26 protein-coding genes and 6 tRNA genes are annotated in these 26,720 nt (G+C 60.4%); 16 read left to right on the top strand and 16 right to left on the bottom strand.

Annotated elements, in window-relative coordinates:
* Positions 1–2 precede the first annotated feature (2 nt).
* The 3 genes from ACQZ6J_RS27895 to ACQZ6J_RS27905 all read left to right on the top strand — a co-directional run bounded on the left by ACQZ6J_RS27895 (position 3) and on the right by ACQZ6J_RS27905 (position 1,805).
* On the top strand, positions 3–389 hold the full coding sequence (locus tag ACQZ6J_RS27895) for an Mth938-like domain-containing protein (protein WP_449086477.1): 387 nt from the start codon (positions 3–5) through the stop codon (positions 387–389).
* Between the two features lie 16 nt (positions 390–405).
* Positions 406–1,266 (top strand): phytoene/squalene synthase family protein, encoded by an 861-nt coding sequence (locus tag ACQZ6J_RS27900; RefSeq protein WP_449086478.1) that lies wholly within the window; start codon positions 406–408, stop codon positions 1,264–1,266.
* Positions 1,267–1,343: 77 nt separating this feature from the next.
* Entirely contained in the window at positions 1,344–1,805 is a 462-nt protein-coding gene (locus ACQZ6J_RS27905; RefSeq protein WP_449086479.1) for a hypothetical protein, read from the top strand.
* A gap of 21 nt (positions 1,806–1,826) precedes the next feature.
* Here ACQZ6J_RS27905 and trmFO read toward each other — a convergent pair whose 3' ends face one another.
* From trmFO to ACQZ6J_RS27920, 3 genes are all read right to left on the bottom strand, one after another.
* Positions 1,827–3,263, bottom strand: coding sequence for a methylenetetrahydrofolate--tRNA-(uracil(54)-C(5))-methyltransferase (FADH(2)-oxidizing) TrmFO (gene trmFO / locus ACQZ6J_RS27910; RefSeq protein ID WP_449086480.1), 1,437 nt, complete (start codon positions 3,261–3,263; stop codon positions 1,827–1,829).
* A 112-nt stretch (positions 3,264–3,375) separates the two neighbouring features.
* Positions 3,376–3,519 (bottom strand): DUF1127 domain-containing protein, encoded by a 144-nt coding sequence (locus ACQZ6J_RS27915; RefSeq protein ID WP_069611985.1) that lies wholly within the window; start codon positions 3,517–3,519, stop codon positions 3,376–3,378.
* A gap of 303 nt (positions 3,520–3,822) precedes the next feature.
* Positions 3,823–3,969: a DUF1127 domain-containing protein gene (locus ACQZ6J_RS27920; RefSeq protein ID WP_163985913.1), complete on the bottom strand. Its 147-nt coding sequence runs from the start codon at positions 3,967–3,969 to the stop codon at positions 3,823–3,825.
* Between the two features lie 889 nt (positions 3,970–4,858).
* Between ACQZ6J_RS27920 and ACQZ6J_RS27925 the strand changes: the two genes are divergently transcribed.
* The 4 genes from ACQZ6J_RS27925 to tig all read left to right on the top strand — a co-directional run bounded on the left by ACQZ6J_RS27925 (position 4,859) and on the right by tig (position 8,604).
* A complete protein-coding gene (locus ACQZ6J_RS27925) occupies positions 4,859–5,998 on the top strand; it encodes a DUF2157 domain-containing protein (RefSeq protein ID WP_449086481.1) in 1,140 nt (379 codons plus the stop codon).
* Positions 5,999–6,003: 5 nt separating this feature from the next.
* Positions 6,004–6,609, top strand: coding sequence for a GDYXXLXY domain-containing protein (locus tag ACQZ6J_RS27930; protein WP_449086491.1), 606 nt, complete (start codon positions 6,004–6,006; stop codon positions 6,607–6,609).
* Between the two features lie 144 nt (positions 6,610–6,753).
* Positions 6,754–6,838, top strand: a tRNA-Leu gene (locus ACQZ6J_RS27935).
* Positions 6,839–7,116: 278 nt separating this feature from the next.
* A complete protein-coding gene (tig, locus tag ACQZ6J_RS27940; protein ID WP_449086482.1) occupies positions 7,117–8,604 on the top strand; it encodes a trigger factor in 1,488 nt (495 codons plus the stop codon).
* A gap of 131 nt (positions 8,605–8,735) precedes the next feature.
* Here tig and ACQZ6J_RS27945 read toward each other — a convergent pair whose 3' ends face one another.
* The 7 genes from ACQZ6J_RS27945 to ACQZ6J_RS27975 all read right to left on the bottom strand — a co-directional run bounded on the left by ACQZ6J_RS27945 (position 8,736) and on the right by ACQZ6J_RS27975 (position 16,459).
* Positions 8,736–9,545 carry a phytanoyl-CoA dioxygenase gene (locus tag ACQZ6J_RS27945; RefSeq protein WP_449086483.1) on the bottom strand — a complete coding sequence of 270 codons (810 nt, stop codon included), beginning with the start codon at positions 9,543–9,545 and terminating at the stop codon, positions 8,736–8,738.
* Positions 9,546–9,776: 231 nt separating this feature from the next.
* On the bottom strand, positions 9,777–11,180 hold the full coding sequence (gene sthA, locus ACQZ6J_RS27950) for a Si-specific NAD(P)(+) transhydrogenase (protein ID WP_163985908.1): 1,404 nt from the start codon (positions 11,178–11,180) through the stop codon (positions 9,777–9,779).
* A 108-nt stretch (positions 11,181–11,288) separates the two neighbouring features.
* Entirely contained in the window at positions 11,289–11,885 is a 597-nt protein-coding gene (locus tag ACQZ6J_RS27955; protein ID WP_163985907.1) for a dual specificity protein phosphatase family protein, read from the bottom strand.
* Between the two features lie 262 nt (positions 11,886–12,147).
* Positions 12,148–12,966, bottom strand: a complete 819-nt coding sequence (gene radC / locus ACQZ6J_RS27960) for a RadC family protein (RefSeq protein ID WP_449086492.1) — start codon at positions 12,964–12,966, stop codon at positions 12,148–12,150.
* Positions 12,967–13,008: 42 nt separating this feature from the next.
* Complete coding sequence (gene map / locus ACQZ6J_RS27965; RefSeq protein ID WP_047634638.1) at positions 13,009–13,845, bottom strand: type I methionyl aminopeptidase; 837 nt, start codon at positions 13,843–13,845, stop codon at positions 13,009–13,011.
* 2 nt (positions 13,846–13,847) lie between these two features.
* Complete coding sequence (gene sfsA / locus ACQZ6J_RS27970) at positions 13,848–14,597, bottom strand: DNA/RNA nuclease SfsA (protein ID WP_449086484.1); 750 nt, start codon at positions 14,595–14,597, stop codon at positions 13,848–13,850.
* A 14-nt stretch (positions 14,598–14,611) separates the two neighbouring features.
* Positions 14,612–16,459 (bottom strand): PHA/PHB synthase family protein, encoded by a 1,848-nt coding sequence (locus ACQZ6J_RS27975; RefSeq protein ID WP_449086485.1) that lies wholly within the window; start codon positions 16,457–16,459, stop codon positions 14,612–14,614.
* 159 nt (positions 16,460–16,618) lie between these two features.
* On the opposite strand from ACQZ6J_RS27975, the gene ACQZ6J_RS27980 reads away from it, so the two are divergent.
* The 4 genes from ACQZ6J_RS27980 to recJ all read left to right on the top strand — a co-directional run bounded on the left by ACQZ6J_RS27980 (position 16,619) and on the right by recJ (position 21,746).
* The gene (locus ACQZ6J_RS27980) at positions 16,619–17,068 is read left to right on the top strand and encodes a hypothetical protein (RefSeq protein WP_449086493.1); all 450 of its coding nucleotides are present in this window, start codon (positions 16,619–16,621) and stop codon (positions 17,066–17,068) included.
* Between the two features lie 221 nt (positions 17,069–17,289).
* Positions 17,290–18,510 carry an LL-diaminopimelate aminotransferase gene (locus tag ACQZ6J_RS27985; protein WP_163985903.1) on the top strand — a complete coding sequence of 407 codons (1,221 nt, stop codon included), beginning with the start codon at positions 17,290–17,292 and terminating at the stop codon, positions 18,508–18,510.
* A gap of 57 nt (positions 18,511–18,567) precedes the next feature.
* Positions 18,568–19,887, top strand: coding sequence for a homoserine dehydrogenase (locus ACQZ6J_RS27990; protein ID WP_163985902.1), 1,320 nt, complete (start codon positions 18,568–18,570; stop codon positions 19,885–19,887).
* A 53-nt stretch (positions 19,888–19,940) separates the two neighbouring features.
* On the top strand, positions 19,941–21,746 hold the full coding sequence (gene recJ / locus ACQZ6J_RS27995) for a single-stranded-DNA-specific exonuclease RecJ (protein ID WP_449086486.1): 1,806 nt from the start codon (positions 19,941–19,943) through the stop codon (positions 21,744–21,746).
* Between the two features lie 59 nt (positions 21,747–21,805).
* Here recJ and ACQZ6J_RS28000 read toward each other — a convergent pair.
* From ACQZ6J_RS28000 to ACQZ6J_RS28020, 5 genes are all read right to left on the bottom strand, one after another.
* Positions 21,806–21,880, bottom strand: a tRNA-Glu gene (locus tag ACQZ6J_RS28000).
* Positions 21,881–22,010: 130 nt separating this feature from the next.
* A tRNA-Glu gene (locus ACQZ6J_RS28005) sits at positions 22,011–22,085 on the bottom strand.
* Between the two features lie 83 nt (positions 22,086–22,168).
* Positions 22,169–22,243, bottom strand: a tRNA-Glu gene (locus ACQZ6J_RS28010).
* A gap of 173 nt (positions 22,244–22,416) precedes the next feature.
* Positions 22,417–23,217 (bottom strand): hypothetical protein, encoded by an 801-nt coding sequence (locus ACQZ6J_RS28015; RefSeq protein ID WP_449086487.1) that lies wholly within the window; start codon positions 23,215–23,217, stop codon positions 22,417–22,419.
* Between the two features lie 205 nt (positions 23,218–23,422).
* Positions 23,423–23,863 carry a VOC family protein gene (locus ACQZ6J_RS28020; protein ID WP_163985900.1) on the bottom strand — a complete coding sequence of 147 codons (441 nt, stop codon included), beginning with the start codon at positions 23,861–23,863 and terminating at the stop codon, positions 23,423–23,425.
* Positions 23,864–24,060: 197 nt separating this feature from the next.
* Here ACQZ6J_RS28020 and ACQZ6J_RS28025 point away from each other — a divergent pair, with 197 nt between their 5' ends.
* The 3 genes from ACQZ6J_RS28025 to ACQZ6J_RS28035 all read left to right on the top strand — a co-directional run bounded on the left by ACQZ6J_RS28025 (position 24,061) and on the right by ACQZ6J_RS28035 (position 25,399).
* Positions 24,061–24,639 (top strand): cold-shock protein, encoded by a 579-nt coding sequence (locus ACQZ6J_RS28025; RefSeq protein WP_015339721.1) that lies wholly within the window; start codon positions 24,061–24,063, stop codon positions 24,637–24,639.
* A gap of 1 nt (position 24,640) precedes the next feature.
* The gene (locus tag ACQZ6J_RS28030; RefSeq protein ID WP_449086488.1) at positions 24,641–25,156 is read left to right on the top strand and encodes a DUF192 domain-containing protein; all 516 of its coding nucleotides are present in this window, start codon (positions 24,641–24,643) and stop codon (positions 25,154–25,156) included.
* Positions 25,157–25,322: 166 nt separating this feature from the next.
* Positions 25,323–25,399, top strand: a tRNA-Pro gene (locus ACQZ6J_RS28035).
* 128 nt (positions 25,400–25,527) lie between these two features.
* Here the strand turns inward: ACQZ6J_RS28035 and ACQZ6J_RS28040 are convergent.
* Positions 25,528–25,797 carry a hypothetical protein gene (locus ACQZ6J_RS28040; RefSeq protein WP_449086489.1) on the bottom strand — a complete coding sequence of 90 codons (270 nt, stop codon included), beginning with the start codon at positions 25,795–25,797 and terminating at the stop codon, positions 25,528–25,530.
* Between ACQZ6J_RS28040 and ACQZ6J_RS28045 the strand changes: the two genes are divergently transcribed.
* Together ACQZ6J_RS28045 and ACQZ6J_RS28050 are read left to right on the top strand one after the other, a co-directional pair.
* Entirely contained in the window at positions 25,787–26,092 is a 306-nt protein-coding gene (locus ACQZ6J_RS28045) for an ETC complex I subunit (protein WP_163985898.1), read from the top strand. The two genes, ACQZ6J_RS28040 and ACQZ6J_RS28045, sit on opposite strands and share 11 nt — an antisense overlap.
* Before the next feature lie 91 nt (positions 26,093–26,183).
* Positions 26,184–26,260 (top strand) — tRNA-Arg (locus ACQZ6J_RS28050).
* Positions 26,261–26,720: the final 460 nt, after the last annotated feature.

Genomic DNA, 26,720 nt, shown 5'->3' on the forward strand with positions numbered 1-26,720 from the left:
CAGTGGCAAAAGGTATAGAAATCCGTAAGGCGCATTTCCCGGGGCGTGCGCCGATCGACGCTTACGGCAATGGCGGCTTTCGCTTCGCCGACATGTCGCATCGCGGCTCTCTGCTCTGCCTGCCCTCGGGCATCTATGGCTGGGACATGATCCTGGGCGACGCTCTGACGCCGGACCGCTTCCAGAAGGTGCTGGACGAAGCCGCGCAGATCGAGGTCCTGCTCGTCGGTACAGGCATGGAGTTGCGGCCGCTGCCCGCCGATCTCAAGGCCGCCCTGCGGGCAAGGCAGATTTCGTCCGACCCGATGAGCACCGGGGCGGCGGTGCGCACATTCAACATCATGCTCTCCGAATCGCGCGCCGTGGCTGCGGCGCTGATCGCCGTCTGACCCTGCGGATGCTAGCATGACGACATCAGCTGCGCCCCGTAGCAACCGGGACATCTGCCTTGCAACGCTTCGCGAGACCGATCGCGATCGCTATCTCGCCTGCCTGCTGGCGCCGGAAGAGAAGCGTCCTGCGCTGGCCGCTCTCTATGCCTTTAACGCCGAGCTGGCGCGTGTGCGCGATCTCGTCCACGAGCCGCTGCCCGGCGAAGTGCGCATGCAGTACTGGCGCGATCTGCTCGAAGGACAGCCTCACGGATCGAGCGAAGCCAATCCGCTCGCGTCCGAGCTCCTTGTCGCGATCGAGCAATATCGCCTGCCGCGCCAGACGCTCGTCGACATGATCGATGCACGCATCTTCGATCTCTATGACGATCCCATGGAGAGCCGCAGCAGCCTGGAGGGCTATGCCGGAGAAACGGCCTCCGCTCTTGTCCAGCTTGCAAGCCTTGTCCTGTCCGCCGATGAAGCCAAACGTTCCGCCGATGCCGCCGGCCATGCCGGCGTCGCGCAGGCGATCGGCGGCCTGCTGCTGCTCATGCCGCTTCATCGCCATCGCGGCCAGCTTTACCTTCCGCTGGAGATACTGTCGGCCACCGGGCTCGATCGCGATCGTTTCCTGGCCGGTGAGGACAAGCCGCGCATTTCCGCGGCGATCGAGGCTTTTGCCGGTCTTGGCCGTGAGCATCTCGCGAAGGCACGGGCTGCGGGCGCCATACCGCAGGCGGTGTTTCCGGCGTTTTTGCCCGTCGCCTTGGCCGAGCCTGTGTTGAAGAAGGCGCAGAGGCTCGGAGCCGGTCTCTTCGACCAATCCCTGGCATTGCCGCAGTGGCGCCGGCAGATGCGCATGGCGATGGCGTCGATCACAAAGAAGATCTAAAATAAGATACGCTCGCACAAGTCTCGGTGTCTATGGAGATGGGCGGGCACTTGATTTGCATTTCAGGGGGATCTGCCGTGGGTATTGTCGTCTGGTGCATACTGTTCGCGATCGTCGTCTTCATTGCTTACTACGCGACACGGATGGCATCGCAGAACAAGGAAGACGGCCTGCACGACACCGGCCTTGCGATTCTGGAATTTGGGCGGGCCTTTCCGACCGAGGCGATACGCCAGTTGCAGACAACTGCGGATGGGCAGGCGGTCTTCGTGCGCTTGCATGACGACAAGGCCGGCTTCATGCGCAACGTCCGCAATCACTTCAGCGTGCACCTGATCGAGCCCGGCCGGGCTCGTGCCAAGCTCTCAGGCAGCGGTCGCGGCTTGACTATCGATTTTCTCGATGTGCCGCACCACAACGGCACATTCGAGTTCAAGACGCCCGCCGAAGCCGCCGAGGTTTCGCTATGGCTGCTCGGCAACTATGTCGCCGGCGATGACGCAAGGCTTGAGCACCGCGCGCCGCCGGCGAAGGCCTGAAAATCCCCAAAGCTCGAGATTTCAGGCGCTTTCCGCGAGTGCCGGCGCCTGAACGTTCAGCCATTTTGCGCAGTCCGAGAGCGCGCGCTTGGCGATGAGCTGGCGCTTCATGATGGTCTTGTCCTTGCCGCGAAAGCGCTTGACGCCCTCCGGCTTGACGATCGAACCCGGCTCCAGCTCGGGGAACAGCCCGAAATTGATGTTCATCGGCTGGAACGAGCGTTTGCCCGGTTCCTCGTCGGAGACGATGTGGCCGCCGGTGATATGGTTCAGCAGCGAGCCGAGTGCTGTCGTATCCGGCGGCAGCAACGGCGCTTCGCCCTTGCGCTCCGCAGCCGCGAAACGGCCGGCGAGCAATCCGATGCTGGCGCTTTCCACATAGCCTTCGCAGCCGGTGATCTGCCCGGCAAAACGCAGGCCCGGCCGCGACTTCAGCCCCAAGGAGCGGTCGAGCAGGGTCGGCGAGTTGATGTATGTATTGCGGTGCAGGCCGCCGAGGCGTGCGAACTCGGCATTCTCGAGGCCGGGAATCAGCCGGAAGATTTCCGCCTGCGCCCCGTATTTCAGCTTCGTCTGGAAGCCGACCATGTTGTAAAGCGTGCCGAGCGCATTGTCCTGGCGCAGCTGCACGACGGCATAGGCCTTGACCGTGGGGTTGTGGGCGTTGGTCAGGCCCATCGGCTTCATCGGCCCGTGGCGCAAGGTCTCGCGCCCGCGCTCGGCCATGACCTCGATCGGCAGGCAGCCGTCGAAATAGGGCGTGCCTTCCCATTCCTTGAAGCCGACGGCATCGCCGGCGATCAGCGCGTCGATGAAGGCATGGTACTGAGCCTCGTCCATCGGGCAGTTGATATAGTCCTTGCCGGTGCCGCCGGGGCCGACCTTGTCGTAGCGCGACTGGTACCAGCAGATGTCCATGTTGATGCTATCGCGATAGACGATCGGCGCGATGGCGTCGAAGAAGGCAAGCGCATCCGCGCCTGTCTCGGCCTGGATGGCGCTGGCGAGACCGGGCGCCGTCAGCGGGCCGGTGGCGATGATCGCCTGGTCCCAATCCTTCGGCGGCAGGCCCTGAACCTCTTCGCGGACGACGGTAATCAGCGGGTGGCTGCCGACCGCCTGCGTTACCGCCGCGGAAAAGCCATCGCGGTCGACGGCGAGCGCGCCGCCGGCCGGCACCTGATGTTTGTCCGCGCAGGCCATGATGAGGGAGCCGGCCATGCGCATTTCGGCATGGATGACGCCGACGGCATTGCTGGTCGCGTCGTCGGAGCGGAACGAGTTGGAGCACACCAGTTCGGCGAGATCGTCCGTCTTGTGCGCTTCCGTGCCGCGCACGCCGCGCATCTCATGCAGGATGACGGGCACGCCGGCAGTGGCGATCTGCCACGCGGCTTCGGAGCCGGCCAGGCCGCCGCCAATGACGTGAATGGGAGTGTGGGAGGTGATCTGTGTCATGCGCGCGTCATTATCACGGGCGGGCCGGCGATCCAATTGGTTTACTGGTGGCCGGAATCAAAAACGGCGCCGAAAGGCGCCGTCTTGAGGCAGTCTGCTGAGTTCGTTCCTATTAACGGAAAGAACGGGCAGCGATGTTGCGGATCTCGTAGCGGCTGACGCCGATGTCCGAAAGGGTCTGGCTGGAGAGGTTGCCAAGTTCGTTCAGGGTGCGGCGGTAGCTGATCCAGTTCTTTGCAATGCGAATCGGGTTCATGATCTTATCCTCGGTATCTTGGTTGCGGGCGGTACGATTACCGCCTCAGCGATTGCATTCTATATAGGCGCGAGGACGTCGATTGTGCAGTGCAAATAAAAGGCGTCTGCTATGCGTTTGTGCAATATGACGCCCAAAAAGCCGCCAATGCTCAAAATTTATATGCTTTGCGTAGGGGAAATGGCTCGGGCTGAGTCTGGATATGCTGCACTTGCTCAATGAGCAGGCAAAAAAGAACGCCCGCCGCGGGGTCCGCAACGGGCGTTGAGAAGGCACTCGCTGTTGGCGAAGCCTATCCGGCGATTAGCGGCCGGTGGCTTCGCGGGCAACGCGATGGATGTCGGCGCGGTCGATGCCGAGGTCGTGCAGTTCACGGGCGCTCATGCGGCCGAGTTCGCTAACGGTCTGACGATACTTGCGCCAGTTGTTGAAGGAGCGGGTCAGGTTCATTGTCAGTCCCTTTCGAGGAGTTTTAGATCTTGCGGCCCCGTGATTGGTTCCGTCTGCGATCTGATGCCTTGTAATATATGCTGCGCTGCAAGAACTAAAAGAGCCAAAGCTTCATGTCACCTATGCGCCTTCTGCAGATCTTATGGGCGATTTGCCCAAGAAGGTGGCTGCTTTATGTGCATATCGCGGCCAAACGGCGATTGAGCTTGTGGCGTCAATTTCCGCCAATCCCCGGATATGCGAGGGTTATGACGATAGCCGCCAGCTTGTTGCCATGCTTTTGCCGGGCTTGACGCCTTGAGCCGGATTTTCATTGCTGAAACGGGGTATCGCCAGTCTGTCGGAGCGCGTCGGCCGGGCCGCAGGCGTTTTGCTTCGGCCCATCGTCCCAAATCTCGGGAGAGGGCGGTTTGGGTCATTCAAACGATTTAGCTTGGACAAAAAATAACGCCCACCGCGGGAGGAGGTGCGGTGGGCGTCATTTGTAGTGATTGACGACTTGGGAGGAGGAGTGTCGTCAATCGATCGGAGCGCATTGGGAGGAGGAGTATGCAGCTCCGAATATCGTGTCGGGATTTCATTCCCCAGGCTAGCTCCGATCTGCGTCGGTCCGGCTCGCCACCGCCGTGTTTGTTGTCTATTCAATAGTATGATTTTTTGAATTTGTGCAGCGCAATAATTTCATGGTAGGCATGAATTGAGTGCATGGCTCTTATGGGTATCTCAATACCGGCCCCCATAATGCCGAATAAGCCCTTAATTCTGTATTAATACGGGACGTATTCGTGCGGAGTGGAGAGATGGCCGAACGCTGCGCGAGGCACGCATCGATTGCGCCCCGATTTGTGCTAACTCTGTCGCAAGTGGAATCGTCGCGAGGGAGCCGGGCATGTACAGAGGCAGGCTGGAACGGGATCTGAAAATCTGGGCCGGCAAGGGTCTGGTCGATGCGGCGACGGCGCAGGCCATTCTGCGTGAATATGACGGCCGCCAGACGAGTTTCAGTGCCGGCCGCGTGCTGACCATCATCGCTGCCGTGCTTCTCGGTCTGGCCATATTGCTGTTCGTGTCTGCAAACTGGGAGGCAATTCCAAGGATCGTGCGCCTTCTCGGTCTCGTCGCGATGATATGGGCCTTCTATCTGGCATCGGCATATCTGCTGGCGCAGGGACGATCCGTCCTGGCATCCGGGTTGCTGATTCTCGGTACATTGAGCTTCGGCGGCGCCATGGCGCTCGTGGGCCAGATGTACAATCTGTCCGGCGATGAACTGAGGATGATGATCGTCTGGTTCGTTGCGGCCTGCATCGTGGCGGCGCTGTTTCGCTCGGCGGCTCAGGTCGGGCTTGCGGGCTTTCTCGCCTGGGCCTTTTGCGGCCTCTACCTCTGGGGGCATTCCGATCAATGGTACGGCATCATGCCGTGGGTGCCGCCGCTGATGGCCGTTATTTTGATTGCCCTTGTGCGGTATGCCGATGCGCCGGCGGCGCGGCATCTGGCCTATCTGATGCTCGTGGGCTGGCTGACATGGCTTTTTGGCCAGCAAGAGGGGCTGAATGCGGCCATCCTGTTCGCCGCCGCCGGATTTGCGGCTTTCCTGGCCGTCAGCATCCCCGTGTCGCCGTTGGCGCCCTTTGCGCGAACGGCCGGCGCGGCGCCGGCCTTCTACACGTTTCTGATCGCGGCGATCGGCTTCTTCCTGGTGCATGCCGAGATCAGCAACGGCTCCTTTGAAAATAATGTATGGGTCGAAGACAAGCTGCCGCTCATCCTCATCGCGGCGGCGACGCTGGCTGGCTCGGTGATCGCTATCGCCCTGAGTGGCCGCGACAACGGCGCGGTGCGCTATCTCGCCTATTTCGTCTTCGCCTGCGAGATTCTCTACCTCGCCAGCGAAACGATCGGCTCGATCATCGGCACGGCCGGCTTCTTCCTTGTCGCCGGCCTGCTTGTGGCGATTGCCGCGTGGCTGGTCATTCAGCTGGAGCGGCGCTTTTCGGATCATAACGGCCAGGGGACACGAGCATGACCGACATGGCCGGGAAGAATGTCGTCATCGCCGCCAGCCGCCTATGGTTTGCAGCCATCGTCGTGGCGGCCCTGCAGACCGCGGTTCTCGGCTATATGGTCGGAGAACGCGCATGGGGCTTGCGAAGCGGCGTCGAGGTCATCCTGAAGACGGCGCCCGTCGATCCGCGCGATCTTCTGCGTGGCGACTATGTGATCCTGAATTATGATATTTCCCGCGTTCCCGTCTCGACCTTGGTCGGCGGCCCGCCGAAGGAGAGCCTGAGCAACCAGGTTCTCTCCGTCCGCCTGAAGAAGCAGGATGACGGCTATTGGGGCATCGCCGAATCGTCTTTCGGCACGCTGGAGCCCAAGCCCGATACGGTCATATTGAAGAGCCTGCCGTTCGATTATGTCTCCTATGGCGATTCCGCCGACACGTCGCAGGCGGCGATCAGCGTGAGTTACGGCATAGAGCGCTATTACGTGCCCGAGGGTCAGGGCCACGATATCGAAAGCGCCCGCAACGACAACCGCGTCGCCATAGCGGCTCGCGTGTCTTCGGATGGCGCCGCCCATATCAGAAGCCTGCTTCTCGACGGCAAATCCGTCTACGAGGAGCCGCTCTACTGACGATATCCGCCCGAAGACGCCGATAAGCTTTGGGCGTCGTCGCGGAACCGTCATTTTTCCTTTGCGTGGTTTGAAACGGGTGATATAGAGACGCCGCGCTCCGGAAGGCCCCATGGGCAGGCATCGCCATGCGGTTTTAGGAACGCGGGTATGGTGAAATTGGTAGACACGCCAGATTTAGGTTCTGGTGCCGCAAGGCGTGGGAGTTCAAGTCTCTCTACCCGCACCAACACTGTCTTGTGGACGGGGGAGGCTGATGAAGTCTGTCTTCCAATATGCCGCAGGACGCGCCATCTGGCCCAGAGCATCCCGCTTTCGAATAGAAAGTGGATCAGATGTTTTGGCCCGTAACGGGATAGAGCTGCCTTTTGCGCGTTCGTTCGAAGGCGCGGCGCTCTTGCAAGATGAAAGAGAATTGCATCCAAGCCACGCTCGGGATTTTCCGGCGTCGTGCTCATCGAAACGAACGGCTGTCTGGGCACGGCCGCCATGAATGAAGGTAGGACAATGCAGGTTATCGAAACGCTCGCTGAAGGGCTGAAGCGCGAAATCAAGGTGGTCATCCCGGCCAAGGACATGGAAGTGCGCATGAACGAGCGCCTGGCGGAGGTCAAGGACAAGGTCCGCATCAACGGCTTCCGTCCGGGCAAGGTTCCGGTCTCGCACCTGAAGAAGGTCTACGGCAAGTCGATCATGGCCGATCTGGTCAACGAAATCGTGCGCGACCAGCCGCCGGCGATCCTCACCGAGCGCGGCGAAAAGTCGGCAACGCAGCCTGAAATCGCCATGACCGAAGACCAGGACGAGGCAGAAAAGATCCTCTCCGCCGAGGCCGATTTCGAATTCACCCTGTCCTACGAAGTCATCCCGGCCATCGAGCTGAAGCCGGTCAACGGCATCAAGGTGACCCGCGAAGTCGCTGAAATCAGCGAAGACGAAGTCAACGAGCAGATCCTCAAGATCGCCGAAAGCGCCCGCAGCTACGAAGCCAAGAAGGGCAAGGCTGCCGATGGCGACCGCGTCACCATCGACTACCTCGGCAAGGTCGACGGCGAAGCCTTCGACGGCGGCAAGGACGAGGACGCTCAGCTCGTTCTCGGCTCCAACCGCTTCATCCCGGGCTTCGAAGAGCAGCTCGTCGGCCTCAAGGCTGGCGATGAGAAGGTCATCACCGTAACCTTCCCGGCGGACTACCCGGCCAAGAACCTTGCCGGCAAGGAAGCCACCTTCGACATCAACGTCAAGGAAGTTGCCGCTCCGGGCGAAGTCGAGATCAACGACGAACTCGCTTCCAAGCTCGGCATCGAATCCGCCGACCGCCTGAAGGAAATCGTTCGCGGCCAGATCGAAAGCCAGTACGGCTCGGTCACCCGCCAGAAGGTCAAGCGTCAGATCCTCGACCAGCTCGACGAAATGTATCAGTTCGACACGCCGCAGAAGCTCGTCGAAGCTGAATTCGCCAGCATCTGGCGCCAGATCGAAACCGATCTCAGCGAATCGGGCAAGACCTTCGAAGACGAAGACACCACCGAGGAGAAGGCTCGCGAAGAATACCGCAAGCTCGCAGAGCGTCGCGTTCGCCTCGGCCTCGTTCTCTCCGAAATCGGCGAAAAGGCCGGCGTCGAAGTCAGCGAAGACGAACTGCAGCGCGCTCTTTACGCTCAGCTCCAGCAGTTCCCGGGCCAGGAAAAGGAAATCCTGGAATTCTTCCGCAAGACGCCGGGCGCTTCCGCTAACCTGCGCGCGCCGATCTTCGAAGAAAAGGTCATCGACCATCTGCTGACCGAAGTCGACGTTACGGACAAGACCGTTTCCAAGGAAGCGCTGCTCGCAGACGACGAAGAAGAAGACAAGCCGGCTGCCAAGAAGGCTGCTCCGAAGAAAAAGGCTGCCAAGGCTGAAGCAACGGAAGCTGCCGCCGAAGGCGAAGAAGCCGCCGCTCCGAAGAAGAAAGCCGCTCCGAAGAAGAAGGCTGCTGAAGACAGCGCCGAGTAATCGGACTTTCTTCCGGACTGAAATGAAGCCCTGCCGTTCGCGGCGGGGCTTTTTTGTTGTGCAACGACTGCCTCTCCCCGCAAGCGGGGAGAGGGCTGGAGTGAGGGGCCACCTGCTACGGGCTCGATGGACTATTCCCTACCCAATGCACGGCGGATGGCGATTTCCACCGAACTATAGGCATTATCTGGTCGCTCCAATCGATAGGGCTCAGCGAGTCCGATCGAAGGCTGTGCCATGAAGCGCGGCGTGCTGCCTTGATGTTTCTGGGCGGCGTGAATGAGGAAGGGATGGCAGATATAGACAGTTCCTGCTGTTCCCGTCGCGAGGGCTTGAGGGCGATAAGCTCCCATATGCTCGAGCATCATGCGCGAGCGCCCTTGCTCTCCCGCCGGCTCGAGATAGCGCGCCATGTCCATGTGGGAACCGACGCGAATACGGGTCGGCGCATCATCCTCACCGATATCGGAAAACAGAAACAGCGTCAGCAGCGCGCGCCCTCGTGAGGTGATATTCACGCGCCACGCTGAGAAATCCGTTTGCTCGTGCGGATCGCAATCGTCGCCGGGGAAGCTGAGATCGACATGCCAGCCGGCATCGCCCGGATCATCAGGGTGCGGAAAGCGTACGGGGAATGTGCCGAGGCCGTCTCGCGGCAGCCATCTTCCGCGGCCGACCAATTGATCGAAGGCTGTATGGAGAATGGGCATGTTGGCGATAGTACGGAACGGTTCACCTCCATAGCCCGGCAGCCTGATGACCGGAAGCGTCCAACTTGCCGGATCATGCTCATTGCATGGAAGATCGCGCCACATGATGGCGCGCGCCTCTTCGGCGAGTTTCGCTGAAAACGCGCCGTCGATGCGTACGAAACCATGTTCGATGAAGTCGTTCAGCTGTGCGCTGGAAAGCGCAGCCGGATACTGTTGCTGGGATGGCATGTGAAATCTTTCCCAATCGTCGCGCCGTCTCTCGCCCATTTCCGCGTGGGCATTACGGCTGTTTCGGCATAGACCAGCCTGCGGCCCTATGGCTGCTCGGGCGGTCTCGTCTTCATTTGGCTGGAAGCCCTGGGGATCAGCGGCTTATGAAGAAGACCGAAGCGATGTTGAGAATGCTCATCATGCCGACAGAGTAATAAGCCCTGCCGGCATCGTCAATATTGCCCGAATCTAAAGCTCCGACTTGATATCGCCCATGCGGTTCCACGCATCGAGGCCGGCGATCTTGTAGGCTTCGGCGAGCGTCGGATAGTTGAAGGTGTTCTCGACGAAATATTCGACGGTGCCCTTGAGGTTCAGCACGGCCTGGCCGATATGCACCAGCTCGGTTGCGCCTTCGCCGACGATGTGGACGCCGAGGAGGCGGCGCGTCTTCAGCGAGAAGATCATCTTCAGCAGGCCGGTGTCGAGGCCCATGATATGGCCGCGCGAGGTCTCGCGGAAACGCGCTATGCCGCATTCGTAGGGGATATGCCGCTCCTTGACCTCTTCTTCGGAGAGGCCGCAGGTGGAGATTTCCGGCACGGCGTAGATGCCGTAGGGGAAGTATTTCGGCGGCTCCTTGGCGATCGCGCCGACGGCGACGCGGGCAGCGATGCGGCCCTGTTCCATCGAGGTGGAGGCAAGGCTCGGAAAGCCGACGACATCGCCTGCGGCGAAAATATGCGGCACCTTTGTCGCAAAAGTTTCCGGATTGACGCTGAGGCGACCGCGATTGTCGGCCTCGAGGCCGGCTGCAGCGAGATTGAGCGTATCGGTCGCTCCCATGCGGCCGGCGGCGAAGAGAACCATGTCGGTGGTGATGCGGCGGCCGTTGTCGAGGGTCAGTTCGACCTTGCCGTTCTGCCGCTCCACTTTCTCCGCCTTCTGGCCGAGCAGGAGCTTCATGTTGCGATCGCGCAGCTGGTAAATGAAATCCTCGACGATCTCCTTGTCGATGAAATCGAGCATGGTCGATTTCGGATCGATCAGCGTCACCTGCGTATCGAGGGCGCTGAAGATGGTCGCATACTCGATCCCGATGACGCCGGCGCCGATGACCACCATCGAGCGCGGCAGCTGCTCTATATCGAGCAGTTCATCGCTATCGAGCACCGTCTTGCTGTCGAAGGGCATGTAGTCCGGTCGAAAGGGCTTCGTGCCGACGGCAAGGAGGATGCTGGCGGCGGAGACGGTGACGACCTCGCCGTCATCCTTGACGACCTGCATGGTCTGCGGATCGACGAAGCTCGCCTTGCCCCGTATGTGCTGGACGCGATTGCGGGCAAACTGATGTTCGAGCACCTCGACTTCGTGGTCCAGGGTAATCAGCAGGCGACGACGCAGGTCGTCCGCGCTGATCTCCTGCTTGACGCGATAGGCGCGGCCATAGAAGCCGCGTTCACGCCAGCCGGAAAGGTTGAGTGCGGTTTCGCGCAGCGTCTTGGAGGGAATGGTGCCGGTGTGGACCGAGACGCCGCCGACGCGTTTGCCTTGCTCGATGACGAGCACCTTCTTGCCGAGTTTGGCGGCCTGGATAGCGCCTCTGCGGCCGGCAGGGCCGCTACCCACGACTAGGAGATCGAATTGGTCCATCAGGAAGCCTCGGATGACTGAACAGGGAATCAATGTCGCAATGCAACATCCTCCGTCAACCGGTAGCTGCTCAATGTTACAGATTATCTAACAGGAAGTGCCCGCAGATCAGGAGGCAGAGAGGCCAAGCCAGGGTTCGAGCTTCTCGAAAGTCCTGTCCATGGCATAGGCGCGGGTGAAGGACAGCGGAAGATGGCCGTAATAGATTGACATCTGGTTTTCCGCCGTCGTCTCGTTCGCCTTGGCAATGGCGGCAAGATACAGCGCCGAGGCAAGACCAGTGCGGTCCGCGCCGGCCTGGCAATGAATGAGAATCGGCTTGGGCGCATCCCGCATGATCTCGACGAGCTGTGCGGCTTGTTCCTGCGTCAGCTCGCGGTTGGAAGACATGCGGAAATCGATGTGGTTGATATTGAGCTCTTTCGCCTCGGCGATTTCCTTGTCGTACCAGTGACGGCCGCTATTGTCGCCGCGCAGGTTGATGATGGTCTTGATGCCGTATTGCTTCTGGAAGGCTGCTATCGTCGCGGCCGACGGCTGCGATGAGCGATAAAGTTCACCCGCAATGACCGGATGGAAGTTCGTGGTCCAGAGCATGTGAGCATAGAAGCCGCCAGCGATAGCGACGAAGGCGCCCAGAGCGATCAATGCTCCACGGCCGGCACGGCGAAGGCGGCGGGCGGACGTCGGCGATATCTTCAGCATGCAAGCTCCATGCAGGCCGGCCGCACAGGCGGATTGGCCAAATCAAAACAAGGGCTTCCGCCGACGGATTTGCCGACCGGAACGCGGCGATCCTTCTGCCAGATCATTCTGACGCTGAGCTGAAAGCGGAAAGGGGAGCTTGAAGGGGTGAGTTTGGGAGCTGCTTCGGAGGTTTCTGAAGCAGGTCGAATTGGATAATTATTTTAACTCAATTGGATGTGAGGAAAAATTAAGAAGAAGGATTATCGCAGGCGCGACAATTTCAAATCAGCCGCAAAGCGCGGAAGCTGACATGGCCGTTCTTGCCGATGATAACATGATCGTGAACCGTGATGCCCAAAGGCTTGGCGGTATCGATGATCGTCTTGGTCATGTCTATATCGGCGCGAGACGGGGTCGGATCCCCCGACGGGTGGTTGTGGACGAGAATCACCGCGGAGGCTGACAGTTCCAGTGCGCGCTTGACGACTTCGCGCGGGTAGACCGGCGTATGATCCACCGTGCCGAAGCCTTGCACTTCATCCGCGATCAGTGCGTTGCGTTTGTCGAGAAACAGCAGGCGGAATTGCTCGCGCGCTTCGTGCGCCATGGCGGCATGACAATAGTCGATGAGCGATTTCCAGGAGGAGAGCACCGGCTTGCCCGTCAATTCGCTCTTCAGCATGCGTTGCGCGACGCTGGCGACCAGCTTGAGGTCGAGCGCGACCGCATCGCCGACGCCGCCGACCTCGGTCAGGAGACTGACGGGAGCGCCGAACACGCCGCCGAGCGAGCCGAAGCGGGCAAGCAGTGCCTTGGCGATCGGCTTCGTGTCGCGACGCGGAATGAGCCGGAAAAGCAGCAGCTCGAGAATTTCATAATCGGCCAGCGCCGCATCGCCGCCGTCGCGGTAGCGATTGCGCAAACGTTCGCGATGACCGTGATAATGCGCTTCGGCGTTCGTGGGGGCGGGTCTGGCTGCCGGCGCGGATTTGCCGGCCTGTGAGGCAGGTCTGGCAACCTGTGGTGCGAAGAAGAGCCGTTCGTCCAGCAACGGAGCTTCTTCCAAAGTCTCCGCCTTCCCGCCTCTATCGAGGGGCATGTCGCCATGTCCGTTGGAGGAAGCGGGACGTTTCGCCATGAATTATCCCTGCAGCGGCGGCAGGCCTGGGCGGTCGAGGCCGCCGGGCGACAGGGTGAAGATCTCGCAGCCCGTCGCGGTGACGCCGACCGTATGCTCGTACTGCGCCGAGAGCGACCGGTCGCGGGTAACGGCGGTCCAGCCGTCGCCGAGCACCTTCACATGCGGCTTGCCGAGATTGATCATCGGCTCGATGGTGAAGATCATGCCTTCGCGCAGTTCCGGGCCGTCATTGACGCGGCCGTAGTGCAGGATATTGGGCGAGTCGTGGAACAGGCTGCCGACACCGTGGCCGCAGAAGTCACGCACGACCGAGCAGCGTTCGCCCTCGGCATAGGTCTGGATCGCTTCGCCGATGGCGCCGGTGCGGGCGCCGGGGCGCACGGCGGCAATGCCGCGCATCAGAGATTCATAGGTGACTTCCAACAGGCGTTCGGCCGACCGCTTGATTTCACCGACCGGGTACATGCGGCTGGAATCGCCGTGCCAGCCGTCGAGCACATAGGTCACGTCGATATTGACGATATCGCCCTCGCGCAGCGGCTTGTCGTTGGGAATGCCGTGGCAGACGACATGATTGATCGAGGTGCAGGAGGATTTCATGTAGCCGCGATAGTTCAGCGTCGCCGGATAGGCGCCGTGATCCATGCCGAATTCGAAAACGAAGCGGTCGATGACATCGGTGGGCACACCCGGCTCGACGATCGCGGCCAGTTCGTCGAGGCAGCGGGCGGTCAGCTGGCAAGCCTTGCGCATTCCGGCAAAGGCATCCTCGCCGTAGATGCGGATAGCGCCCGTATTCTTCGCCGGCGCGGTTGCCGCTTCGATGTAATTCACCATGACTAGCCTTCAGCAGAAATCTTTATACTGGTATGTAATGCAGCTATGCCGGGTTCGTCTATCGGGATCAACCCGGCAGGGGCGATTTCCGTCGGTGAAACCCTGCATTTCAGCGCATATACTTCGACGCCGCGCTCCAAAGCCCGATCGTAGGCCCTGGCATAGACCGGATCGAGATCGCCGCAAATGCGGAAGCGATCGCAATCGTTGCGCTGGATCACGAACAGCATGACGGCACGATAACCGGCCTCTGCCATATCGCCAAGCTCTTCGAGATGCTTGGCGCCGCGGGCCGTCGCGGTATCGGGAAATTCAGCAAGGCCCGGCTGCCGCATGAAATGGACGTTCTTCACCTCGACATAGGTGGTTGTCCGCAAAGGGTCGGTCAAGAGCAGATCGATGCGGGAATTGCGACCGTAGTTTTGCTCGCGCCGTACCGTCGTGTAGTCGCCGAGATCGGACACCTGTCCGAGCGCGATCGCTTCCGCCGCAACGCGGTTCGGCATGCCGGTGTTGACGCCGACAGTCGTGCCGTCTGCTTCGATCAGTTCGAAGACGTGCCGGTATTTTCGTTTGCCACCCTCATGCTCGGAGAGCCAGATGCGCGAGCCCGGCGCCGTCAGCCCGAGCATCGATCCGGTATTCGGGCATGAGCCGGTGATGAACGTTCCGTCCCCCAGCTCGGCATCGAAAAGGAAACGCTTGTAACGCGCGATCAGGCGGGCTGGGACGAGAGGCGAATTGAAGAGCATGGCGTTACGATCGTCTAGGCCCGTTCCATGACGAAGCTGCCTGGTGCCTCCTCAAGCGCATTGAGGGCCTTGCCGCCCGGTTGGCGCGCTGCGGTCATGCGGTGATCTTGCGTCAGAATCCAGGCGTGCCAATGCGGCCACCACGAGCCAGGCGTCTCGTTTGCCTGCGCCAGCCAGTTTTCATAGCCGCCATCCGTCGGGCCGCCGCTCCAGAATTGGTATTTGTGCTTGTCCGGCGGGTTGACCACGCCGGCGATGTGACCGGAGCCCGTCACGACGAATTCCACGGGGCCGCCGAAGCACTGGCTGCCGATGAAGACCGACTTGGCCGGAGCGATATGATCCTCGCGGGTCGCTAGATTATAGACCGGAATGCGCACATCCTTCAGCGACAGCGTCTTGCCGTCGAGCACCATCTTGCCCTGGCTCAATGCATTGTTGAGGTAGCAGTTGCGCAGGTAGAAGGAGTGGTTGGCAGCCGCCATGCGCGTGGAGTCGGCATTCCAGAACAGAAGGTCGAAGGGCAGGGGTTCCTGGCCTTTCAGGTAGTTGTTGACGAAATAGGGCCAGATCAATTCGGAGGCGCGCAGCATGTTGAAGGCCGTCGCCATCTTCGAGCCTTCGAGATAGCCGATGGTGCTCATCTGCTCTTCGAGCGCTGAAATCTGCTCCTCGTCCACGAAAACCTTGAGATCGCCGGCGAAGGTGAAATCCACCTGCGTCGTCAGGAAGGTCACGGTGCGGATGCGCTTGTTCTTTTCCTTGGCGTGGAGCGCAAGCGTGGCCGCCAGTAGCGTGCCGCCGACGCAATATCCCACCGCGTTGACTTCCTGTTCTCCGGTCGCCTTTTCGACCGTCTCCAGAGCGAAGTCGATGCCTTCGCGCGCATAGGAGGTCCAGTCTTTCGCCGCATGACGCTGATCGGGGTTTACCCAGGAAATGACGAAGACGGTGTGACCCTGCTCCACGCACCATTTTATGAAGGATTTCTGCGGGTTGAGATCGAGAATGTAGAATTTGTTGATCCAGGGCGGGCAGATCAGCAGCGGCCGCTTCAGCACCTTGTCCGTCGCCGGCTCATACTGGATAACCTGGCAGACCTCGCTTTGCGCGATCACCTTGCCGGGGGTCAGCGCCATGTCGCGGCCGACGGCGAATTTCGTCATATCCGTCTGCCGCAGGCGCAGTTCGCCGTGACCGAAGCTGATATCCTCCGCCAGCATCTTCATGCCGCGCACCAGGTTTTCGCCATTCGAGGCGATGGTCTCGCGATAGACCTGCGGATTCGTCGCGACGAAATTGGTCGGCGAAAACGCCGCGGTGATCTGCTTGGTGTAGAACGCCGCCTTGTGACGGGTGTGTTCGTCCAGCCCTTCGGCATCGCCGACCAGCTTTTCCGCCCAGCCGGCCGTCAGGAGATAGGTCTGTTTCAGGAAATCGAAGAAGGGGTTCTTCTGCCAGTCTTCATCGGCAAAACGCTTATCCCTGACCGGCTCGACTTCGGCTTCGGCCGACGAATCGCCGCCGAGGCGCTGCATGGTCTTCGTCCACAGGCTGAAATAGCCCGCGAGAAGGTGGGTCTGCGCCTCGAGGGTCCGGCGAGGATCGGAAAGCCAGTATTCACCGACCTTGGAAAGCGTCTTGACCATGTCGGCGAAAGGATCGGCAACCGTATCTATCTTTTCGCCGCGCTCGCGCGGCGCGAGCCATGCGGAGGCCGCCTTGCCGAGATTTTCCAGCGCGCGGGCAAAGTTGACGGCCATCGCTTCGGGATCCCTGACGATGTAAGGCTCGACTGACTTCGGGTCGAAGCCGGGAAAGCCGCCATTACCTTCATTGTTATCCCGCTTGCTGTCGGTCACGCATCATCCTCCCGGCGGCAGCTATGTCTTGTTTTCCATTTGTACATCTTGCGGGAAAAGGAATACAAGTCGAATGAAACGCAACCCTGCTCTTGCTTTGACGCTGCGACAAATTTAACAGTCGCAACCCAAGGCAAGGAATTGGGCAGGACGACAATTATGGGCGGCGGCATGGTGGCAAGACTGAACCGGTATTCCGTACTCTGCGGTGCAATGTGCGGGATTCTCGCGTTGACGCTCGCGGGTTGTTCGACGCCTGAGGAAAAGGCGGCATACGCCAAGCGCAAGCAGCCGCCGCAGGCCGTGATCGTAAAACCCGCCAAGGGTAGCCAGGTCGAGGAAACCAGCACGCAGCAGCATTACAAGGACGGCTACCCTTCTTTCAACGCGCCGCCGACAGCTGCAAACGTGCAGATCAACGATCAGCAGGCCGGCGACATGGTCAAGCAGCTGACGGCGCTCGGCTCGCAGCGCAAGGCCGGCACGATCTCGGAGGCCGAGTACCAGAAGCGCGTCGCCGAGATGCGCAAGCTGGCGGCCGACCATGGCCAGGATACGCTGCAGGAAATCCAGCAGCAGGGCGTCCAGCCGGCCCCGGCGCAGAATTAGCCTTGCGTTTCAGGCGATTTGGACGCAAAGCGTTCGGATAGGCCGAATTTGGATGTATCTGCCCGGCGAATTGTACTTTGCGTGCATGATCGCCCAAGATTCACCTTATCTTTCGAGTCAGCATGGTTGCGGCGCCGCGAGTCCAAGTTCGTATCGCGGCTGGCCGGGAGATCAACGAACTTCAGCGCGGTTTTGAGGGCCGCTGTCCCATGGGGAAAGAAATGGAAGAGTTTCATAAAGTCCGGCGTTTGCCGCCCTACGTTTTCGAACAGGTCAATCGTTTGAAAGCGAGCGCGCGAGCGGGCGGGGCGGACATTATCGACCTCGGCATGGGCAATCCCGATCTTCCGACCCCGAAGGCGATCGTCGACAAGCTGTGCGAAGTGGTTCAGGACCCGCGCACGCATCGCTATTCCTCCTCCAAGGGCATTCCGGGCCTCCGCCGTGCCCAGGCCGCCTACTACGCGCGCCGTTTCGGCGTGAAGCTCAATCCCGATACGCAGGTGGTCGCTACCCTCGGCTCCAAGGAAGGCTTCGCCAACATGGCACAGGCCATCACGGCTCCGGGCGACGTGATTCTCTGCCCGAACCCGACCTATCCGATCCATGCCTTCGGCTTCCTGATGGCCGGCGGCGTCATCCGCTCGATGTCGGTCGAGCCGGACGACAGCTTCTTCCCGCCGCTGGAACGGGCCGTGCGTCACTCGATCCCGAAGCCGCTGGCGCTGATTCTCAACTATCCGTCGAACCCGACGGCCTATGTGGCGACGCTGGATTTCTACAAGGAAGTCATCGCTTTCGCCAAGAAGCACGACATCATCGTGCTGTCGGATCTCGCCTATTCGGAAATCTACTTCGACGACGCGCCGCCGCCGTCGGTGCTGGAAGTTCCGGGTGCGATGGATGTGACCGTCGAGTTCACCTCGATGTCGAAGACCTTCTCCATGCCCGGCTGGCGCATGGGCTTTGCCGTCGGCAACGAGCGCCTGATTGCAGCCCTGACGCGCGTGAAGTCCTACCTCGATTACGGCGCCTTCACGCCGATCCAGGTGGCCGCGACCCACGCGCTGAATGGCGACGGTTCCGACATCGCCGAAGTGCGCAGCATCTACAAGCGCCGCCGCGACGTTCTGGTCGACAGCTTCGGCAAGGCCGGCTTCGACGTGCCGCCGCCGGCCGCGACGATGTTCGCCTGGGCGAAGATCCCGGAAAAGTTCCGTCATCTCGGCTCGCTGGAGTTCTCCAAGCTTCTGGTCGAGAAGGCCGATATCGCCGTTGCGCCCGGCATCGGCTTCGGCGAGCAGGGTGACGATTACGTCCGCATCGCGCTTGTCGAGAACGAACATCGCATCCGCCAGGCGGCGCGCAATCTCAAGCGCTTCCTCTCCACCGCGGATGAGACGATGCATAATGTCATTTCGCTGAACGCTCACCGTTCGTAATATTGTGCGGCAGCCGCTTTTGCGGCTGCCGCTTCCCATACTGATCAGGAATTTTCCATGGCAGATGCCCTCAAAATCGGCATTGCGGGCTTGGGTACCGTTGGTGCCTCGCTCGTCCGCATCATCCAGAGCCGCGCTAACGAGCTTGCCGTTACCTGCGGCCGTCCCGTCAAGATCGTCGCCGTCACCGCGCGCGATCGCACGCGGGATCGCGGCATCGATCTGACAGGCATCGAATGGTTCGGCGGTCCGGTCGATCTGGCGCAGAAGGCCGATATCGACGTTTTCGTCGAGTTGATCGGCGGTTCCGAGGGTGCCGCCAATGCTGCGGTGCGCGCCGCGCTTGCGCGCGGCCTGCACGTCGTCACCGCCAACAAGGCGCTGCTTGCCTATCACGGCGTCGAGCTGGCGCAGATCGCCGAAGAGAAGGGCGTGCTGCTGAATTTCGAAGCGGCTGTCGCCGGTGGCATTCCTGTCATCAAGGCGCTGCGCGAATCCCTGACCGGCAATACGATCTCGCGCGTCTACGGCATCATGAACGGCACCTGCAACTACATCCTGACCCGGATGGAGAAGGAGGGCCTGTCCTTCGCCGATTGCCTGAAGGAAGCGCAACGGCTCGGTTACGCCGAAGCCGATCCCGCCTTCGACATCGAGGGCAACGACACCGCGCACAAGCTCGCCATTCTGACGACGCTTGCCTTCGGCAACCGCATCGCTGCCGACGATATCTATCTCGAAGGCATCACCAACGTCTCCATCGAGGATATCCGCGCCGCCGCCGATCTCGGCTACCGCATCAAGCTGCTCGGCGTCGCCCAGCGCACCGAAACCGGCATCGAGCAGCGCGTGCATCCGACCATGGTGCCGCTCGACTCGGTCATCGCCCAGGTCGATGGCGTCACCAATGCGGTCGCGATCGAATCCGACATTCTCGGCGAATTGCTGATGGTCGGCCCCGGTGCCGGCGGCAATGCCACCGCCTCGTCCGTATTGGGCGACATCGCCGATATCGCCAAGAGCCGCCCGGGCGAGCAGCGCGTGCCGGTGCTCGGTCATCCGGCCAAGGCGCTCGAGCCCTACCGCAAGGCACAGATGCAGAGCCACGAAGGCGGCTATTTCATCCGCCTGACCGTTCTCGACCGCACGGGCGTCTTCGCAAGCGTCGCGACCCGTATGGCGGAAAATCATATCTCGCTCGAATCGATCGTCCAGCGCTCGAAACAGCATCTGGCGCCTTCCGATCACCAGACGATTATCCTCGTCACCCATGCAACGACCGAGGATTCGGTGCGCAAGGCGGTTGCCTCCATCAAGAACGAGGGCTATCTCGTCGGCGAACCACAGGTCATCCGCATCGAGCGGCCGAAAGAATAATCCGACAGCGGCGGCGTATCTCGCAGAGACGCCGCCCGCAAATTCCGGGAGAGATGGTGGAGCAACCGGTCGATCCAGTTCAGCGGGCGTTTCTGGGAGTCGAGCGCTCGGTTTCGGGCAATCGCTGGGTTTCCAGGCTCGATCAGGCCGGGCAGAACAGGGCGCTGGCCATTGCGCAGACGCATGGCCTGCCGGAGCTGATTGCTCGCGTGCTGGCCGGGCGCGGCGTCGGGCAAGACGAAGCCATGGCGTTTCTCGATCCGACGATTCGCGGCCTGATGCCGGATCCGCATCTGCTGACCGATTGCGAAAAGGCTGCACAGCGCCTTCTGCACGCGGTCAGGAAGGGCGAGACGGTCGCGATCTTCGGTGATTATGACGTCGACGGCGCAGCCTCCTCGGCGCTGCTCTATCGCTTCCTGACGCATTTCGGTGTACCGGCCAGCATCTATATTCCCGATCGCATCTTCGAAGGCTACGGCCCCAATCCCACCGCCATCGGCCAGCTCATCGACAATGGCGCGACACTGATCGTCACGGTCGATTGCGGCTCCACCAGTTTCGAGTCGCTGGAGGTGGCGAAGGCACGCAACATCGACGTCGTCGTCATCGATCACCATCAGGTCGCGCACGAATTGCCGCCGTGCCATGCCCTCGTCAATCCGAACCGCGAGGATGATCTGTCGGGGCAGGGACATCTCTGTGCCGCCGGCGTCGTCTTCATGGTTCTGGTGGCCGCCTTGCGGCTGCTGCGCGAAGCGGGTGACTCCCGCGTGCGCTCAATCGATCTGCTTGCCTGGCTTGATATCGTCGCGCTGGCCACCGTTTGCGATGTGGTGCCGCTGAAAGGGCTCAATCGCGCCTATGTGGTCAAGGGGCTGATCGCTGCCCGTCACCAAGGCAATCTCGGGCTTGCGGCGCTGTTTCGCAAGGCGGGGCTCGCCGGCCCGGTTACACCCTATCATTTCGGCTTCCTGATCGGCCCGCGCATCAATGCCGGCGGCCGCATCGGCGATGCCGCGCTCGGCGCGCGCCTGCTCACGCTGGAGGATGCCGGCGAGGCCGAGACGATCGCCGCGAAGCTCGACGATCTCAACCGCGAAAGGCAGGCCATGGAAGCCGCCATGCTGCAGGAGGCCGAGGGCGAGGCGCTGGCGGAATATGGCAATGGCGACGGCGCATCCGTCATCGTCACGGCGCGGGAGAACTGGCATCCGGGAATAGTCGGCCTGATAGCCTCGCGCCTCAAGGACAAGTTCCGTCGCCCGGCCTTTGCCATCGCTTTCGATTCGGCGGGGAAGGGCACAGGGTCCGGTCGCTCCATCAATGGCTTCGACATGGGCCGCATGGTCCGTGCCGCCGTCGACGCCGGTCTGCTGGTCAAGGGCGGCGGCCATGCCATGGCGGCAGGCCTGACGGTGGAACGAAGCAATCTCGGAAAGCTGCGTGCCTTCTTCACCGAAAAGGCAGAGAAGCAGGTGCCCGGTCTGGTCGCCAACGAGACGCTGAAGATCGATGGCGCGCTCGGCGCAAGCGGCGCGACCGTGGAACTCATAGACAGGCTCGAGACGGCCGGTCCCTATGGTTCGGGCCATCCGCAGCCCATTTTTGCTCTGCCGAGCCACAGGCTGCGCGATTCGCGCCTGGTCGGTCAGTCGCATATCAAGATCACGCTCGAAGCGCAGGATGGCGGCCGTGTGGATGGCATAGCCTTCCGTGCGGCGGAGACACCGCTGGGCGAGCTATTGATGTCTTCCCGTGGCGCGCAGATCCATGTTGCGGGCACGCTCGGCGCCGATCATTGGCAGGGAAGCAGGCGCGTGCAGCTTCGCGTTACGGACGCTGCAAAAGCTCTCTGAAAACTCATGACGGCTTTGCTTTTTCAAAGCAAAATCAACAATGTCGGGGAGGGAAGCAGTGGCACGCCCTAGGGGAGTCGAACCCCTCTTTACAGAATGAAAATCTGTCGTCCTAACCGATAGACGAAGGGCGCGTGCTGTGGCGCCCTTATAGTCAGCACCTTTCATTCTCGCAAGCGGAAAATCGCGAAAAATCCCAGAAAAATCCATGACTAGACGAAGATTTTTCGAGGCGATTGTGGAAAACCTCGAGCCATCGCGATCTGGTACGCCCTAGGGGAGTCGAACCCCTCTTTACAGAATGAGAATCTGTCGTCCTAACCGATAGACGAAGGGCGCATGCCGCACGACCTAGATAGGAATATCCTATTGTGTCCGCAAGCGGTAGCACGATGATTTCATGACGGGGAGAAGAACAACAGTGGCACGCCCTAGGGGAGTCGAACCCCTCTTTACAGAATGAAAATCTGTCGTCCTAACCGATAGACGAAGGGCGCGTTCAGCTGTTGTGTGGCGCGCTTATAGCGGGGTGATTTCAATCCCGCAAGCGGCAATTTTGCTTTTTTGTGGAAAAAATGACAGATGGGTGAAACTGCCGCCGGCTGTGAATAAGTGAGACTTAACAGGACGTTGCCGGCGACATCGAAGATTCCCTGGAAACACGGGCCCTTTACTGGCCGCTCGCGCCCTGTACCGGCTGCACCAGCAGCTTGCCGTTCTGAGGCTGGTTCTTCGAGGCTATGAACTGCGCCAGAGCCTCCGCCTGCCTGCCGTTCAGCTCGCGGACATTCGGGTTTGGTGCGGCCATCACTCCCGAGGATGTCACCTGCGCAACCGGCTGCTTCGAATTCGCCGCGGGTGCGGTTGCATTGCGAATGACGGGTGGCGGCAGCACATCGGCGGACGTGCGGCCATTCGGGGCGCTGACGGCACCCATCGTTTGTGGCGCGGCGGCCTGCATCGCGTTGGGCGGCGTGCTGTAGACGCTGCGCATCATCGGCGTGATGGCCTGCGTGCCGTCCGGCTGGTTCTTGGCAAGCGTTCCGTCCGGATTGACGGCGATGGGCGGCGGAGCGGCGAAGATGCTGGTTCTGTTGGCGTTGACCGCCGTCGGTTGCGTAACCAGACCGGCGATGCCGGTCTGTCCATCCGCAGGCGTCGCTGCGGTCGCGGGGGCTGGATAGAGCGCCTGATTCTGCTGCGCAACCATCTGCTGGCGCGTGCCGTTGACGCTGTGCACCATCGGGTCGCGATAGGTGCCGTCGGCTTTACGCCGCCGGGCATCGGCCTTGCTGTTCATGTCGGCTGCGAGTTGTTCGGCGGCTGTCGGCTGCGCGGCGGGCACCGCTTCCGATGTCTCCACCGGCTTTTTGCCCGTCGTTGCACAGCCCGCGATCATCACAAATGAAGCGATGATGGCAATAGTGCTTGCGAGCTTCTTCCCGCCGTATAAAATCTGTTGATCGCACATGGGACGTCCCCTGCAAGAAAGGTTTGCATCGGAACGGCCTCCTGCGAGGGACGACGATATCGCGCGCGCCGACAGGGAACGATGACCGCGCAATATCCGATGCATGATGCTTCGAGTCGTCCAAGCATGCCGGAGGATGGGCATGGGCGGCAAGCGCGAAACGGATGGCTCCGCGCGTGCCGTAAGCCTCGCGAAAGCTAGCGCCTTACCAGGAGCCGGTATTGGGCATGGAGGCCCATGGCTCGGCAGAGGGAAGATCGGCGCCCTTCTGCAGGATCTCGATGGAAATGCCGTCCGGAGAACGCACGAAAGCCATGTGACCATCGCGCGGCGGGCGGTTGATCGTGATGCCGTTGTCCATCAGCTTCTGGCAGGTCGCGTAGATATCGTCGACCTCGTAGGCAAGGTGGCCGAAATTGCGTCCTCCGCTATATTCTTCCGGATCCCAGTTGTAGGTCAGTTCCAGGCTGGGGGCGCCATTGCTGCGGGATGATTCGGCATCCTCGCTGGCTGCAAGGAAAACGAGCGTAAAACGACCTTTCTCGTTTTCGTAGCGGCGGGTTTCGGTAAGCCCGAACAAGGTGCTATAAAAATGCAACGAGGCGTCGAGATCGGTGACGCGAACCATCGTATGGAGATAACGCATTCTATTTCCTCTCTTAATGTTGAGCTGGCCGGATTTTCGATCGAAGCACCAGCTTCGCGCAAGTCTTGGAGCAATAATCTAAGGGTGGGAATAAACGAAAACTAGGACTTGCGCTTTTCCGTTACCAAGATGTTAATCTTGATATCAGGGAATCAGTTAACCGTAACAGTGTGACGCGTAATCGAGGGCTGGCTAGGATGGGTGACAGAATTTCATCGAAGGGAGTTGTCGACTTCGAGGAGATGTCGGGCGATACCGTCGAGCTCATCGAAATCTCAGGCGTCGTCAAGTGGTTCGATGTCGCCAAGGGCTTCGGTTTCATTGTGCCGGATAACGGCATGCAGGACGTGTTGCTGCATGTGACGTGCCTGCGCCGAGACGGCTATCAGACGATTCTCGAGGGTACTCGCATCGTTGCGCTGATCCAGCGCAGGGAGCGCGGCTATCAGGCTTTCAAGATCCTTTCCATGGATCAATCGACCGCCGTGCATCCATCGCAGATGCCGCCGGTGCGCACGCATGTACAGGTGACGGCGACCAGCGGCCTGGAGCGGGCGCTCGTCAAGTGGTTCAACCGCACCAAGGGCTTCGGCTTCCTCACGCGCGGCGAGGGCACCGAGGACATCTTCGTGCATATGGAAACGCTGCGCCGCTTCGGTTTGGCCGAGCTGCGGCCGGGGCAGGTGGTGCTCGTCCGCTTTGGGCCCGGCGAAAAGGGCCTGATGGCGGCGGAAATCCATCCGGATGCGCCAAGCCCGGTCACGCGGCCGCACTAAGATGAAAAGAGACTTGTTTCTCAAGATTTTGAAAAGCGCCACTCTGGCGCTTTTTCTCGTTGGAGCCGCAGCGCAGTCCTCTTCCTTCGCGGCGCAAGCGGCGGGGCAGCAGGCCATGGCTTTCGATTCGGAGCCGCTTTCGATCGCATCGGCCAAAGGTCAGACCCATAAATTCACCGTGGAACTGGCATTGACGCCGCAGCAGTTGGAATTCGGCCTGATGTATCGCGACAAGATGCCGGCCGACCACGGCATGCTGTTCGATTTCGGCACGTCGCGGCCCGTCATGATGTGGATGAAGAACACCAAGCTGCCGCTGGACATGCTCTTTCTGGACCAGAAGGGTGTCGTCACCCACATCCAGGAAAAGGCCGTGCCTTATTCCGAAGCGATCATCAGTTCCAACGGACCGGTTGCTTATGTCATCGAGCTGAACGGCGGAATCGTCAGGAAACTTGGCCTTGCCGTCGGCGACACGGTAACGAGCGGCACTATTTCCGCAAAACTCGCCAAATAGATTTTTCGCCGGGGGAAAGACCGGCTTGCCGTGATTTTAGCTGTTGCAGCGGGCAGGTGAACCGTGTATCTCCCCACTCGTTCCGCAGGATTGGTGTCCGGCGGTACGGAACCAAGACATGATCCAGTTGCCTGAAGGCGATATTCCAGTGATCATGGCGACGGTACGGAGTGTAGCGCAGTCTGGTAGCGCATCTGGTTTGGGACCAGAGGGTCGGGAGTTCGAATCTCTCCACTCCGACCACTTAATTCTCTTCAACTCCCTGTAAAATATCGCCTGTTACAACGGCAGCCGAAATTCTGCGCATGAATCGATGCGCCGCTGGCCGAAATAGTGTTCGGGCGAGAAAATGTGCTATGTTGAAACGTTGCTCACTCCCAGCCTCTGCTCCCAAACCAGGCGTGTTGCCAAATCCGGTGTAATTTCACCCGATGGCCTTCCGAGCAAGGCTCTGCAAAGCACAGTTTGAACGCCGCATCGGCCACCACGATTTTCCACCGCGTTTTTGCTTGAAAACCAAGGGATTCGCGGCTAATCAAAACTGACATGCGCTCGGCCTTGAAGGGCCGCGGCAAGACAAATGAAGCAAAGAGGCGGGTCGCTCCCGCTTTATTCGGAGGCGCTGCAGCAATGCCTGCCAAGATTTATCGTCCCGCAAAGACCGCCATGCAATCCGGCAAGGCCAAGACCCACATTTGGGTTCTGGAATTCGATCAGGAAATTCCGCGCAAGATCGATCCGATCATGGGATACACCTCGTCGGCCGATACGCGTCAGCAGCTCAAGCTGACGTTCGAGACGCAGGAGCAGGCGGAAGACTACGCCAAGCGCAACGATATCGACTATCGGGTCATCCTGCCGAAGGATCCTATCCGTCAGGTCGTGTCCTATTCCGACAACTTCCGCTTCAACCGCATCCAGCCCTGGACTCACTGAAGCAGGCACTTATTGAACGCCGCCCATTGAGTTTGACGGCGGTTTCAGGCATGTGTTGGCAGCCGCGAGGTGACTTGCGGCATGGCCCTATGGCCCCTTAGCTCAGCTGGATAGAGCACCTGCCTTCTAAGCAGGTGGTCGCAGGTTCGAATCCTGCAGGGGTCGCCAGCTACCTCCTTGATTTTTCAGGGAAACCTTACGTTCTTCTTGCCAGCCTTAGGTCCGTGCAAGGGAACGTAGAGGGACCAAAATCCCGGAATGAGGGCCGAAATTCCCGGAATATCCCGTACAGCTTTCCCCAACTGCACAAATTTTTTAGCGTTGCACCCGTCTTGCCGGCTTAGATTGGCTACGGCTGACTTATGCAATGAAAAAAACCGTCCTCGATTGGTCCGGGTGCGGGCTAACTTTGTCGCAACAAACAGGGCGAACAAGCCGCTGGGTCCATCGTCAGACATGTCACAGCGAGAACGTATCACGTTCGCCTCCATTTGCAATCAATTTCATTTCGGATATGAAACGATGGTGGCTAGAGCGTTTCATGTTTTGACGGAAGCGTATCCTGCGTTTGCAAAATAGTTGCTGCATTCGCCGGGTTGGATTGTTGTGACGAGAGAGCCGATGTGCC

This window comes from Rhizobium sp. A37_96 (assembly GCF_053521765.1).

What these genes read in the sequence shown, in the direction of transcription:
- ACQZ6J_RS27900 (WP_449086478.1), top strand. Translation starts at nt 406, where the DNA reads ATGACGACATCAGCTGCGCCCCGTAGCAACCGGGACATCTGCCTTGCA.
- trmFO (WP_449086480.1), bottom strand. Translation starts at nt 3,263, where the DNA reads ATGACACAGATCACCTCCCACACTCCCATTCACGTCATTGGCGGCGGC.
- ACQZ6J_RS27915 (WP_069611985.1), bottom strand. Translation starts at nt 3,519, where the DNA reads ATGAACCCGATTCGCATTGCAAAGAACTGGATCAGCTACCGCCGCACC.
- ACQZ6J_RS27920 (WP_163985913.1), bottom strand. Translation starts at nt 3,969, where the DNA reads ATGAACCTGACCCGCTCCTTCAACAACTGGCGCAAGTATCGTCAGACC.
- ACQZ6J_RS27925 (WP_449086481.1), top strand. Translation starts at nt 4,859, where the DNA reads ATGTACAGAGGCAGGCTGGAACGGGATCTGAAAATCTGGGCCGGCAAG.
- ACQZ6J_RS27930 (WP_449086491.1), top strand. Translation starts at nt 6,004, where the DNA reads ATGGCCGGGAAGAATGTCGTCATCGCCGCCAGCCGCCTATGGTTTGCA.
- tig (WP_449086482.1), top strand. Translation starts at nt 7,117, where the DNA reads ATGCAGGTTATCGAAACGCTCGCTGAAGGGCTGAAGCGCGAAATCAAG.
- ACQZ6J_RS27945 (WP_449086483.1), bottom strand. Translation starts at nt 9,545, where the DNA reads ATGCCATCCCAGCAACAGTATCCGGCTGCGCTTTCCAGCGCACAGCTG.
- sthA (WP_163985908.1), bottom strand. Translation starts at nt 11,180, where the DNA reads ATGGACCAATTCGATCTCCTAGTCGTGGGTAGCGGCCCTGCCGGCCGC.
- ACQZ6J_RS27955 (WP_163985907.1), bottom strand. Translation starts at nt 11,885, where the DNA reads ATGCTGAAGATATCGCCGACGTCCGCCCGCCGCCTTCGCCGTGCCGGC.
- radC (WP_449086492.1), bottom strand. Translation starts at nt 12,966, where the DNA reads ATGCCCCTCGATAGAGGCGGGAAGGCGGAGACTTTGGAAGAAGCTCCG.
- map (WP_047634638.1), bottom strand. Translation starts at nt 13,845, where the DNA reads ATGGTGAATTACATCGAAGCGGCAACCGCGCCGGCGAAGAATACGGGC.
- sfsA (WP_449086484.1), bottom strand. Translation starts at nt 14,597, where the DNA reads ATGCTCTTCAATTCGCCTCTCGTCCCAGCCCGCCTGATCGCGCGTTAC.
- ACQZ6J_RS27980 (WP_449086493.1), top strand. Translation starts at nt 16,619, where the DNA reads ATGGGCGGCGGCATGGTGGCAAGACTGAACCGGTATTCCGTACTCTGC.
- ACQZ6J_RS27985 (WP_163985903.1), top strand. Translation starts at nt 17,290, where the DNA reads ATGGAAGAGTTTCATAAAGTCCGGCGTTTGCCGCCCTACGTTTTCGAA.
- ACQZ6J_RS27990 (WP_163985902.1), top strand. Translation starts at nt 18,568, where the DNA reads ATGGCAGATGCCCTCAAAATCGGCATTGCGGGCTTGGGTACCGTTGGT.
- recJ (WP_449086486.1), top strand. Translation starts at nt 19,941, where the DNA reads ATGGTGGAGCAACCGGTCGATCCAGTTCAGCGGGCGTTTCTGGGAGTC.
- ACQZ6J_RS28015 (WP_449086487.1), bottom strand. Translation starts at nt 23,217, where the DNA reads ATGTGCGATCAACAGATTTTATACGGCGGGAAGAAGCTCGCAAGCACT.
- ACQZ6J_RS28020 (WP_163985900.1), bottom strand. Translation starts at nt 23,863, where the DNA reads ATGCGTTATCTCCATACGATGGTTCGCGTCACCGATCTCGACGCCTCG.
- ACQZ6J_RS28025 (WP_015339721.1), top strand. Translation starts at nt 24,061, where the DNA reads ATGGGTGACAGAATTTCATCGAAGGGAGTTGTCGACTTCGAGGAGATG.
- ACQZ6J_RS28030 (WP_449086488.1), top strand. Translation starts at nt 24,641, where the DNA reads ATGAAAAGAGACTTGTTTCTCAAGATTTTGAAAAGCGCCACTCTGGCG.
- ACQZ6J_RS28045 (WP_163985898.1), top strand. Translation starts at nt 25,787, where the DNA reads ATGCCTGCCAAGATTTATCGTCCCGCAAAGACCGCCATGCAATCCGGC.